This is a genomic window from Oceanobacillus sojae (assembly GCF_900162665.1).
GTDB classification, from domain to species: Bacteria; Bacillota; Bacilli; order Bacillales; family Amphibacillaceae; genus Oceanobacillus; species Oceanobacillus sojae_A.
This window is the reverse complement of record NZ_LT727813.1, coordinates 227,816-239,831: the sequence shown is the minus strand read 5'-3', so window position 1 is coordinate 239,831 and position 12,016 is coordinate 227,816. Positions and strand designations below refer to the sequence as shown.

General features: G+C 37.7%; 11 protein-coding genes. 7 read left to right on the top strand and 4 right to left on the bottom strand.

Translation table 11 applies throughout. The features are described 5' to 3' along the window. Positions 1 to 36 precede the first annotated feature (36 nt). The 4 genes from BN1068_RS18450 to BN1068_RS18435 form a co-directional block, all read right to left on the bottom strand. Positions 37 to 723 carry an AroM family protein gene (locus BN1068_RS18450; RefSeq protein WP_077604319.1) on the bottom strand — a complete coding sequence of 229 codons (687 nt, stop codon included), beginning with the start codon at positions 721 to 723 and terminating at the stop codon, positions 37 to 39. Next, positions 708 to 1,883 carry an amidohydrolase family protein gene (locus tag BN1068_RS18445; protein ID WP_077604318.1) on the bottom strand — a complete coding sequence of 392 codons (1,176 nt, stop codon included), beginning with the start codon at positions 1,881 to 1,883 and terminating at the stop codon, positions 708 to 710. Before BN1068_RS18445 ends, BN1068_RS18450 begins: the two co-directional genes overlap by 16 nt. Beyond that, positions 1,867 to 2,976 (bottom strand): amidohydrolase family protein, encoded by a 1,110-nt coding sequence (locus tag BN1068_RS18440; RefSeq protein WP_077604317.1) that lies wholly within the window; start codon positions 2,974 to 2,976, stop codon positions 1,867 to 1,869. The genes BN1068_RS18445 and BN1068_RS18440 overlap by 17 nt, the downstream gene beginning before the upstream one ends. A gap of 185 nt (positions 2,977 to 3,161) precedes the next feature. Beyond that, positions 3,162 to 4,775: an ABC transporter substrate-binding protein gene (locus BN1068_RS18435; RefSeq protein ID WP_077604316.1), complete on the bottom strand. Its 1,614-nt coding sequence runs from the start codon at positions 4,773 to 4,775 to the stop codon at positions 3,162 to 3,164. A 238-nt stretch (positions 4,776 to 5,013) separates the two neighbouring features. Here BN1068_RS18435 and BN1068_RS18430 point away from each other — a divergent pair, with 238 nt between their 5' ends. The 7 genes from BN1068_RS18430 (at position 5,014) to BN1068_RS18400 (ending at position 12,014) form a co-directional block, all read left to right on the top strand. Next, entirely contained in the window at positions 5,014 to 5,979 is a 966-nt protein-coding gene (locus BN1068_RS18430; protein WP_077604315.1) for an ABC transporter permease, read from the top strand. A gap of 38 nt (positions 5,980 to 6,017) precedes the next feature. Further along, the gene (locus BN1068_RS18425) at positions 6,018 to 6,872 is read left to right on the top strand and encodes an ABC transporter permease (RefSeq protein ID WP_397334312.1); all 855 of its coding nucleotides are present in this window, start codon (positions 6,018 to 6,020) and stop codon (positions 6,870 to 6,872) included. Positions 6,873 to 6,890: 18 nt separating this feature from the next. Further along, positions 6,891 to 7,922 (top strand): ABC transporter ATP-binding protein, encoded by a 1,032-nt coding sequence (locus BN1068_RS18420; protein WP_077604313.1) that lies wholly within the window; start codon positions 6,891 to 6,893, stop codon positions 7,920 to 7,922. Next, entirely contained in the window at positions 7,897 to 8,931 is a 1,035-nt protein-coding gene (locus tag BN1068_RS18415; protein WP_077604312.1) for an ABC transporter ATP-binding protein, read from the top strand. The genes BN1068_RS18420 and BN1068_RS18415 overlap by 26 nt, the downstream gene beginning before the upstream one ends. Continuing rightward, on the top strand, positions 8,922 to 9,872 hold the full coding sequence (locus BN1068_RS18410) for a DUF1177 domain-containing protein (RefSeq protein WP_077604311.1): 951 nt from the start codon (positions 8,922 to 8,924) through the stop codon (positions 9,870 to 9,872). The genes BN1068_RS18415 and BN1068_RS18410 overlap by 10 nt, the downstream gene beginning before the upstream one ends. Before the next feature lies 1 nt (position 9,873). Beyond that, the gene (locus BN1068_RS18405) at positions 9,874 to 11,142 is read left to right on the top strand and encodes a M20 family metallopeptidase (RefSeq protein WP_077604310.1); all 1,269 of its coding nucleotides are present in this window, start codon (positions 9,874 to 9,876) and stop codon (positions 11,140 to 11,142) included. Between the two features lie 101 nt (positions 11,143 to 11,243). Beyond that, the gene (locus BN1068_RS18400) at positions 11,244 to 12,014 is read left to right on the top strand and encodes an IclR family transcriptional regulator (protein WP_077604309.1); all 771 of its coding nucleotides are present in this window, start codon (positions 11,244 to 11,246) and stop codon (positions 12,012 to 12,014) included. Positions 12,015 to 12,016 lie beyond the last annotated feature (2 nt).

Genomic DNA, 12,016 nt, shown 5'->3' with positions numbered 1-12,016 from the left:
GAGAAAATCAATCAACTCCCACTAAAAAAAACTAGTTTATTCACTTTGAAATGAAGACAATTCAGCCATCGTTTGATAGATAACGTTTCTTGCCAAGAAAACCATCTTATTGGTATTTTCTTGAACAATAGATTTCATTTCTTCTGTATAACCCATACAATCAAGTACAATAGCCTTTATTGGCAGTTTTTCCAATTCATCTGCTGCTTTGATTAACTCTGACTTATTAAAATTATAAGGAGAACAAGCTTTTGGAATAGCTGTTAATCCTATTGTTTCCCATTTTTTGATGATGGAGTTCTTTTGTTCTGGAAGGGGGATAACCACTCCGATTATTCCCTCCTGGATGACTCCTTTTACTACATGGTTTAACAGATAATCAGGATAAATTAAAGGAACATTACTGATGAACTTAGGGAATTGACCAGTACAAGCCAATAATATCATTGTTGTATCTGACAGATTTAATTCATTAATTAAATCTTGTATAAAAGGAAGTATTTTTTCCTTGGCAATAACTGCTTTATCTCCATTCGATAAACGAGAAACTAAAACAGTCTGATTTTCATTTGGAGATAAATTTAATATTTCTTTTTCTGTTTTATTATCAAGTACACCTCTTTCCACGATAGCTGTATTATCGGGGAAAATATTTTGCATAGCCGGGATCATATCCACCCTTGGGGTTTGCCCGATAGTAATAACGCCTATGGTTGGATACATGATTTTTCCGTCTCCTTAGAGTAATAGTTTTCCCCGTTGATATATGTTTCTAAAACATTGGCATAGGTATGGAACGGATGGTGAGACCATATAACAAAATCTGCATCTTTTTGTTCCTCCAGTGAGCCGACGCGATGCGCTATTCCAGTTAATTTTGCTGCTTCGATAGTGATGCTTCTTAACGCAGCCGTCTCATCTAAACCATATTTGACTGCTTCTGCAGCACATATAATTAAGTAATTAATCGGAATGAAAGGATGATCTGTCATAATTGCAAAGGGTATTCCTGCTTCATGAAATAATTTGGGAGCTGCTGGAGTAAGGTTTCTGGTTTCATATTTAGTTGCAGGCAGCATAAATGGGCCTAGCGTAACTTTTGCACCGCTTTTCTTAATAGCTTCCAGCATGAAGTGTCCTTCGGTGCAATGCTCCAGTGATAATTGAATATTAAATTCCTTAGCTATTCGAATAGCTGTAGCAATATCATCGGCCCGGTGGGCATGCAAATGCAATGGCATTTGATGATCGAGTACTTCTATAAATGGCGATAACTCTGAATAGTTATTTAATGCTTCTTTTTTTTCTTCGTTTGTCAGTTGACTTGCTTTTTCAAACCCTTCACGAATGATATTGGCAATTGACATTCTGGTATACGGCTTTTTATGATAATTCTGACCAAATGTATTTTTAGGATTTTCTCCAAGAGCTCCTTTAAGCCCGCTTTTCCTTGTAACTAGCATTTCCTCCAGGTAATTTCCGCCTGTTTTTAAAATGGTCCATACACCGCCAATAGGATTAGCACTGCCAGCCCCTGTTTGAACAGTAGTTACGCCTCCTTTTCTTGCCAGATCAAATGAAAAATGATTAATATCAATGCCATCTATTGCAGACATCATGGGGGTATAGGGCTCAGAGTATTCATTGGCATCATTGATTCGTTCATTAATTTCTCCCCAAATTCCAACATGTGTATGAATATCAATTAATCCAGGAGTAATTGGTAGGCCATCCAAATCTCTTACCGTTGCTTCTTCAGGGATGTCTGTGTTCACTCCAACTTTAATAATTTTTCCATTCTTAATCCATAAATCTGCGTGCTCTAATATGGTATTCTTTTCATTCATTGTATAAATTGTTGCGTTTTTAAATATATGAAGCATTTTTTTCTCCCTCCCTGTAAACTTCTTTTCCTTTTATAAACGTACGAACTGCTCTTGAAGTCAGACTTAAAGGATGCCCATTCCATAAAACAAGGTCAGCAAATAAACCTTTCTGAATATCACCAGTTTTGTGCTCGATATTTAATAGTTTGGCAGCATCTTTTGTTAAAGCGTTTAATACCTGCTGTTCCGGGACACCATTTTTTACAGCAAGAGAGCCCTCTAATTGCAGATGGGTTACAGAATTAGTAGGGTGGTCTGTAGAAAATGTATAGTTTATTGCTTGTTTATGGAAGAAATAGTAGTCAGCCGGATCCAGAGTTTTTAGCTCTGCCCTTTCAATTGGCTGAAAATAAGGACCTGCAACAATTGTTTTAGGATAGTTTAATATCGGATTTCTTAATTTTCTGTATTCCGTAGCATGGATAAATACAAAATCTATGCCAAATTCCTCTGCAATTCTATAGGCAGTGGCAATGTCATCTGCGCGATGACAGCGAATAAATAAGAGTTCCTCTTTAAGGTTCTTTTCTTTTTGTAAATCAGTTAAAGATCGCCGGATTTTATGAGCAATCCCCATGCGGGTTAAGGGAGTACGGGTCCGTTCCCAAAATGTCTTCTTGGGGACATCTCCCATGGAATAGGAATACCCCAGTTTTTTATGGAGAACCATATCTTCAACGGTAGGACCATTGGTATGAATGACAGCAGTGCGTGCTCCGACAATACTTTCTGCTGAAGAAACAATGTGAGCAGCTGTAACACCAGAAGAAACAGCATCGTTAAAGGCTTTATCGAATGGATAAATACCATCCAATACATGCAGTTTTTCGCTTTTAATTTCATCTGGCTCTGTGCTGTCGTTACCCTCCCAGCGAATTCCTTTTTCTGTCAATCCAATTTGCGAACAAGTATCAATAAAACCGGGAGTCAGAAACAAATCGGAGCCATTAATAACAGTAGTATGGTTAGGAATATGGTTTCCAGGCAAAATAGCATCGATTTTCTCATCTTTTATAATGAGTGTCTTTTTGGAAAAACTGCCTGATTCAGAGGAATAAGTATTAATATTTGTAATAGCTGTTTGGGTCATTTTTTACACCTGCTTTCAAAGTTTTATATAAGAGGATGTTCAAAAAGTCCAATAAAGATGACACGGCGAATTTCTTCGTTGATGAGCTTCTTGGTCCTATTTATCAGCCTTTTTGAACACACACTATACGAAAGAAAAGCAGAGAAATAAACTCTACTTTTCTTTTGTAATTTTATTCTTGAATATTATTCCTCCAGCCAAACATTTGCGCCATTTGGACTTACTACATTAATGGACATGTCAGCAGATATTTCAAAGCCTTTCACTTTAGGGCTGATAGCTGCAGTTGAATCTTGATTGTCAATTTCAATTCGGGAATAGTCTCCCATGATAATTTTTATTGCTTCTTGATAGAGCTCTGCTCTTTCACCCTGATCGACACTTTCTGTAAGTGCCTGATTCAATAACTTGTCTACTTCTTCATTAGAATATCCTCTTCCATTACCTAACGAGCCGATTTGATCAGAATGGAACAGCTGATTCAGGAAGAAGTACGGGTCTGGATACCAGGACCAGCCGCCAATAGACATAGGAGCATTATTCTTGGAAACTGTGTCACTAAGTGTTCCCCATTCAACTACTTTAATTTCTACATCTATATTTAAATTTTCTTTCATTTGATTCTGGAAAATAGTAGCAGTTGGAACACGGGCTTCACCAACATAGATTTCTGTACTAAATCCATCTGCATATTCGGTTTCAGCTAAAATTTCTTTCGCTTCTTCAGGATTATATTCCGGTTTGTATTGCTCCAGTTCTTCTGTATATCCCCATGATTCTTGAGGGATAGGTGCGTAGGAAACTGAAGCACCTCCATATTGATTTGCTCCGGAAACAAGCTCTTCTACATTTGTAGCCTTGTAGATTGCTTCCCGGACTTTTGGATCAGCAGTCGGCCCTTTCTGGTTATTCAGATCAAGATAAGTAATTGACAAGCCTGGCTCAGAAAGTAGTTCGAGTTCTGGATCCTGCTCAATAACTTCTCTGCTTTGTCCTTTAATATCTGTAGCAATATCAATATCACCTGATCGGAGCGCGTTTGTCATCATATTAGGGTCTGAAATGATGGTATAAACAACACTATCAAGGTGCGGTTTTTCTCCCCAATAATTATCGTGTCTTTCCAGATCAACTTTCTGATCTGTTTGCCAATCTTTCAATTGAAATGGCCCGGTGCCCACTAAATGAGAACCAAATTGCTCTCCCCAGCCTTCCACTTCTTCTTTCGGAACAATAATATTTCCTTTATCTGTCAACATAGCGAGTAATGCGGCATTTGGTTCTGTCAGGTGAATGGTTATTTCAAATTCATCATTTACTTCTACACTATCTACTCCAGTCAACCTGTTCATAACAGATTCATTAGCTGATCGTTCAAGGCTGTATTTCACATCCTCAGCTGTCATCTGTCTGCCATCTTGATATTCCCCAGGTTGAAAATAGACATCGTCTCTTAACTTGAAGGTGTATGATTTCAAATCTTCTGAGGTTTCCCATTCTGTAGCGATGGACGGTTCAAAATCACTAAAATCTTTATTATAAACGATAAGTGTATCTCCAATTGATCTCATAATTTGAGATTCATAAACACCTGTATAGCGTACAGGGTCTAATGTATTAGGATTGGAAGAAAGTCCGATGTTTAAGGTTCCTCCGTCTACCGGTTCCCCTGACTCATCTTCGGCATTGCCATTTTTTGAAGAGTCTGCATCCCCATTAGAGGAACAAGCTCCTAAAGTAAAAAGGATACATATAAACCCAAAGACTAAAAGCAACGACTTTAAATTGAGCAATTTCATTTTTTCTCTCCTTTTTGGTTTATTTGATTCATAATGTGAATCAGTAATTCGAATAAAGAATTAATAATAAATCTAGCATAACTAGTAATATAATGTAAATAGTTTTTTGTAAATTCTAATTAAATAAATTAATTTGACAAATTTATATTTACAAATATATTTTCAAGTGCTAAACTGTTTTTTAATTCATATACCAAACCATTGATTCACATAATGAATAAAATTGGAGGGATAAAAATTGGGAAAGTACATTTTCAGCAGACTGATAAATATGATTCCAACATTATTTGTTGTAGCCATTATCGTATTTTTAATTACGAGAATGATTCCTGGAGACCCCGCTTCCGTTATGCTTGGACCGCAGGCGAGCAGAGAAGATGTTGAGGCGCTAACTGAAGCTTTAGGATTAAATGAACCAATTCATATTCAATTTATGCAGTACATTGGGAATTTATTGAAAGGAGATTTTGGGGTTTCACTATCTTATAACCAGCCAATTACAGACTTAATTATCAATCGGTTCCCCAATACAGTTATTTTAGCGGTAAGTGCATTAATCATTGCTTTTATGATAGGCGTTCCGGCTGGGATAATTTCTGCTTCAAAGCAAAATTCTCTTATCGATTATTCCATTACTACTATCTCTTTAATCGGAGTATCCATGCCAATTTTTTGGCTGGGGGTCATGCTTGTTCTATATTTTAGTGTCAATTTAGGCTGGTTTCCTGCAACCGGGATGGGGTCCATGGCAGACGGATTTATCAGCTATCTAAAGCATTTAATCCTGCCAAGTATTACGCTTGCCACCATACCGACGGCAACATTTGCACGGATAACACGATCAAGCATGCTGGAGGTAATTACACAGGATTATATTAAAACTGCACGTTCGAAAGGAATCAGTGAATTTATTGTTATTTTTAAGCATGCCTTTAAGAATGCATTTAACCCTCTGTTGACAGTATTAGGTCTGCAAATTTCCTCGTTACTTGGAGGAGCTGTATTGACGGAAACGATATTCAGTTGGCCGGGGATGGGGCTTCTAATCATTGATGCCATCGAAAAAAGAGATTTTGTAGTAGTGCAGAGCACCGTACTATTTATTGCTTTAATTTTTGTAATTGTCAATTTAGTTGTAGATATTTTATATAAAGTTGTCAATCCGAAAATTAGCTACTCTACAAATAAAGGAGGTACAAAATAATGACCTCAATACAAGCTGAAGAAGAGATTGTTAAAACAATGGAAGACAAAAGGAAAAAAGAACAATCTTTATTTAGAAAACTAATTAAAAATAGACTTGCTGCGTTTGGGTTAATCGTTATTTTTCTATTAATCATTACTGCTATTTTTGCACCGTTAATAGCCACACATAATCCAAATACAATGGATGTAACGAAAGCACTTCTTGGTGTGGGTGAGCAGGGATATTTATTAGGAACGGATAACTTTGGGAGAGATATATTCAGCAGAATTGTTTATGGTTCCAGAATTTCTTTGATTGTTGGAATTGCTGCCGTTTTATTTGGGGCAGTAATTGGGTCTTTATTAGGAGTAGTGGCCGGATACTTTGGCGGGAAATTAGACTCTGTTATTATGCGATTTATGGATGGATTATTTGCTTTTCCATTTATCCTGCTGGCAATTACATTAATGACAGTTTTGGGACAAGGCCTCATCAATGTCATTATAGCGATAGGAATTGCGAATGTACCAGGGTTTGCAAGGGTTGTACGTGGTCAAGTGCTAGGGGTGAAAGAATCAGAATTTATAGAAGTTACCCGGTCATTAGGAGCTAAACATAGAAGAATTATTTTTCAGCATGTATTACCAAATAGCCTCGCCCCAATTATTGTTTATGCCACCATGAGCGTTGCCGGTGCCATTATTTCTGAAGCAGCTTTAAGCTTTCTGGGGTTAGGAGTGCAGCCGCCGACAGCTTCGTGGGGAAGCATATTGAAGGATGGAAAAGATTTTCTTGTATTAAATCCAAACATGGCCACCTTTTCAGGCCTGTCAATTTTAATAACCGTTCTTAGCATTAATTTATTTGGCGATGGTTTACGTGATGCTCTGGATCCTAAAATGAAAGTATAACTAAGGGAGGATACTTGAATGTCAGATATGCTGCTAACCGTGGAAAACTTAGAGGTTCAGTTTCGTTCAGGCTCAACTTTAACAAAGGCTGTGAACGGAGTCAGTTTTTCATTAAACAGAAAAGAAAATATTGGAATAGTCGGTGAATCCGGATCTGGAAAAAGCGTAACAGCAACTTCATTGCTGCGGCTCATTCCGGATCCTCCAGGAAAAATAACAGGCGGTAAAATAATTTTTGAAGATAAGGATCTGCTGAAGCTGTCTGATAAGGCAATGAGAAAGATACGCGGAAATGAGATTTCAATGATTTTTCAGGATCCTTCTACAAGCTTAAACCCAGTTTATACAGTTGGAAATCAAATTGTAGAATCGATAAAAACGCACCAGCATCTGAATAGAAAAGAAGCAAAAGAAAAAGCTGTCCATATGCTTGAATTAGTTGGCATACCTGAAGCAAGAAAAAGATTCAGCATGTACCCGCATGAATTTTCGGGAGGAATGCGGCAACGAGTAATGATTGCAATTGCTTTAGCTTGTAATCCTAAACTATTAATTGCCGATGAGCCTACAACGGCATTGGATGTAACGGTGCAAGCGCAAATTTTAAATTTAATGAAGGATTTACAGCATTCTATTGATACTTCTATCATCATGATTACACATGACCTTGGGGTGATTTGGGAAACCTGCGACAAAGTGCTTGTTATGTACGCAGGGAATGTAGTTGAGTCAGGAACTGTTCAAGAAATCTATGATAATCCATTGCACCCTTATACATGGGGGTTATTAGATTCACAGATTACAGAAAGTGTATCCAGCGAGGAAGAATTAAGCACTATCCCCGGGAGTCCTCCAGATTTAAGCTTAGACATTTCTGGATGTCCTTTTGCGGCAAGGTGTCCATTTGCAGAGGAAATATGTTTGAAAAAGACACCTGAAATGATAGAAGCAGCGGAAGGACATTTTACAGCCTGTCATTTTCAGACGAAGGAACATCGATTAGATAGAAAGGAGGAGAAGGTCGATGACAGAAGCAATATTAAAAGTTAGAAATTTAACCAAACACTTTCATCTTGATAGTCCGATCCCTTTTAAAAAGTCCGATCAAAGTGTAAAAGCTGTAGATGGAGTCAGCTTTGATGTATTTCAGGGAGAGACACTCGGTGTTGTTGGTGAATCGGGATGTGGGAAATCAACAATGGCCCGATTAGTTAACCAACTGATCGCACCGACAAAAGGTACTGTAGAGCTGAATGGAGAAAACTTAGTGGATATGAATAAAGAGCGATTAAGAGTTTTCAGAAAAACGATTCAGATGGTGTTTCAAGATCCATTCGCGTCATTAGACCCAAGAAAAACAGTCGGAGAGTTAATTGCAGAGCCGTTGGTTATTCATAAAATTGGAAATAAAACTTCCCGAAAAGAACGTGTGAAAGAATTATTAGAAGTTGTCGGACTGAGAGGTTCTCATTCAGGGAGATACCCGCATGAGTTTTCAGGAGGTCAAAGACAAAGGATAAATATTGCCCGGGCACTTGCACTGAACCCGGATGTCATTATTTGCGATGAGCCGGTTTCAGCGTTAGATGTATCCGTTCAAGCACAAGTTATTAATCTTTTAAAGAAATTACAAAAAGATTTTAACCTGACTTATATTTTTATTTCACACGATCTTAATGTAGTTCGCTATATGTGTGACCGGATTGCAGTCATGTATTTAGGAAAAATTGTTGAGATGGGGACTTATAAAGAAATTTATGAAGATTCCAAGCACCCTTATACAAGGGCACTTTTATCCTCTATTCCGAAAGAGAGCCCGAATGAAGTGAAAGAAAGAATTATTTTGAGCGGTTCTGTTCCAAGTCCTATTAATCCGCCATCTGGTTGTCATTTTCATGAAAGATGTCCATTTGCAATGGAAATTTGTAAAATAAAATCTCCAAAATTAATTGATGTCGGCAATGGTCATCAATCATCCTGCCATTTATTAGAATTGGAAAATAATCCATTGGAAGCTATACCAACAAAGAAAAAAGAGGAGGAACTAAAATGTCATTAAAATATGTTATGGAAGTGTATGAATTAATGGATAGTTTAAATGTTACAGGAGAAGATGTGAAAGAATTTTTATGGAAAGTAAACGGTGATAGCCAGGTAGAAGTAAAAACAGTAGAAGGGGATGAAGGCTCTACTGATTTTGTTAAAATAACCATCCCTGGAGAAAACGGTAAATTAAAAGGAGGTAATGCACCAACTTTAGGGATTATTGGTAGGCTCGGAGGAATTGGGGCACGTCCTGAGCTAAAAGGATTTGTTTCCGATGGCGATGGTGCACTATCCTGTATTTCGGCGGCTGCTAAATTGCTGGATATGCAAAATAAGGGTGATATTTTAAATGGAGATATTATTTTAACTACACATATTTGTCCAACAGCTCCAACCTTGCCGCACGATCCCGTTCCATTTATGAATTCGCCGGTGGATATTTTAACGATGAACAAGCATGAAGTTGCAAAAGAAATGGATGGAATTCTATCAATAGATACTACCAAAGGTAATATGATTACAAATCATCGCGGATTTGCCCTGACACCTACTATAAAGGAAGGCTATATTCTAAAGGTAAGCGATGATTTGTTACATATTTATACCCAGTCTGCCGGAATTCTTCCAGTAACCATGCCGATTACTACGCAGGACATCACTCCATATGGTAATGGCGTCTATCATGTGAATAGTATTCTTCAGCCAGCAGTTGCTACATCGAGTCCGGTTGTTGGAATTGCGATCACAACGGAAACAGCAGTTGCTGGATGTGGTACTGGAGCTACCCACTTAATCGATGTAGAACAGGCAGTCAGATTTGTTATAGAAGTGGCAAAGCTTTTTGGTGAAAATAAATGCTCTTTTTATGATAAGAAGGAGTTTGCTCATTTAGAAAGCTTATATGGAAAAATGACACAGCTGCAAACACCTGGTAAAAAGGAGGTAATCAAATAGTATGGTAAATAAACAAGAATTAAAAGATAAGGTTATTCATGAAGTAGAAGCATGTAAAGAAGAGTTAATTGATTTATGCAGCTCTTTAATTAAGATTCCCAGTGAAAATCCTCCCGGAGATTCCACGGAAATAAGCAGGTTCATTGAAAATTACCTGGAAAAATTCGGAACAGAGGTAGATTTTTATGAATCGGCTGATAAAATGTATAATCTCGTTTCCAGCATTGGTTCGGAAGAAGGGAAGCACTTAATCTACTGTGGCCATACAGATGTTGTCCCAGCAGGAAATCTGGAAAAATGGGACTTCGATCCGTTTTCCGGAGAAGTAAAAGATGGCTGGATGTTAGGAAGAGGAGCCAGTGACATGAAGGCAGGTCTTTCCGGGATCATATTTGCCTTTACCATATTAAAGCGTCTTCAAATTAAATTACCGGGAAAGCTTTCCCTTGCTATTGTCCCAGATGAAGAAACTGGAGGAGATTATGGTGTACCATGGTTACTTAAAAACGAAATCATACATGGAGACGGCTGTTTGATTGCTGAACCATCATCACCATACAATCCAACTGTTGGACAAAAAGGCTCTTATTGGTTTGAACTGGAAGTATTTGGTGAACCGGGACACGGAAGTTTATCCCCTTTAGCCGGAAAAAATGCGATCACAGATGCAGTACGTGCTATAAGAGAAATTCAGAAATTATGGGATATTCAAATCACAATACCAGATGAAGTGGAGCAATTAATTCATGTATCACAAAAATATATGAGGGAAGTTGAAAAGGATAGAGAAGCATTTATGCCGGTTCTTGAGCATATTACAGTAAATATAGGAACAATTGAAGGCGGAACAAAATCAAACGTGATTCCAGAAAATTGTAAAGTAAAAGTAGACTGCAGGCTGCCATTTGGTATTACAGAGAAAGAAGTAACTGACTTTTTACATGAAAAACTGGGAGAACTGGGGATTGATTATAAAATTCGCCCCTTTGGATTCAGAAGCAACGCCAATTTTACAGACTCCAATGATCCAGTGTGTAAAGCGATTGTAGATAATATTTCCTCTGTAACCGGGCATGAGGCATATGGAGTGATGCAGTGGGCCAGCAGTGATGCAAGACATTTCAGAGATTACAATATTCCTGTTCTCCAGTATGGCCCGGCATTTCTGCCAACAATTCATGGCTACAATGAGAGAGTACAGGTTGAACAAATTATAACTTGTGCAAAGGTATATGCAGCAGCTGTGATAGATTTTCTTTATGCGGAGTAATAAAAAAGTGTGAAAATATGTAATTACTCTGTTTATTAAAAATTATATGTTAAGATAGGGCTAAATGCTTTTAGACTCTAGATGATAAGTTGGGGATGCTTATGTTAAAAACGTTAAACAGTGCACTAGAAGTGCTTAAAATGTTTACAAGAGAAAAGCCCAAGTGGGGCGGCAGAGAGCTTGCTAATGAGATGCAGATAAATCATACAAAAATCTATCGTATTTTAGAAACCTTGGAAAACAATAATTTTCTTTTTAAAGATCCAGTGACGAAGAAATATTCATTGGGATTTGCTGTTTGGGAGCTGGGAACGGTAATGTACGAAGGGCTTAATGTCAAACAGCTGATACGGCCAATCTTAAAAGAGCTGAGCCGTCAAACAGGGGAATCTGTATTTCTTACCTTATTAGACAAAGAAGAGGCTGTTACTCTTGATGTGCTTGAGCCGGAAAATAAAGTAAAATTTTCCGTTTCTGTAGGCAGCCGGGCCCCTTTGTATGTTGGTGCTTCCTATCGATCTATTTTGGCGTATCTGGATCAAGAAATCATTGACAGAATTTTAACACCTGAAAGATTAATAAAATATACGAACGATACGATGACCGAGCCGGATGAATTAAGAGCAGAGCTGGATAAGATTCGTGAACAAGGGTGGGCGAGAAGCCAGAGTGAATATACGGAAGATATTATTGCGATTGCCGTTCCACTGTTCAGCAATAAAGGAATTATCGGTTCTATTACTGTATCTGGGCCAGTCTATCGTATGCAGGATGAAAAAATAATGAATTATTTATCTCTTTTAATAGAAGCAAGAAATGAAGTTGCAGAAGTAATCGATAAGTATCAATTACAGTTAAATAGCAGTAATTAAAA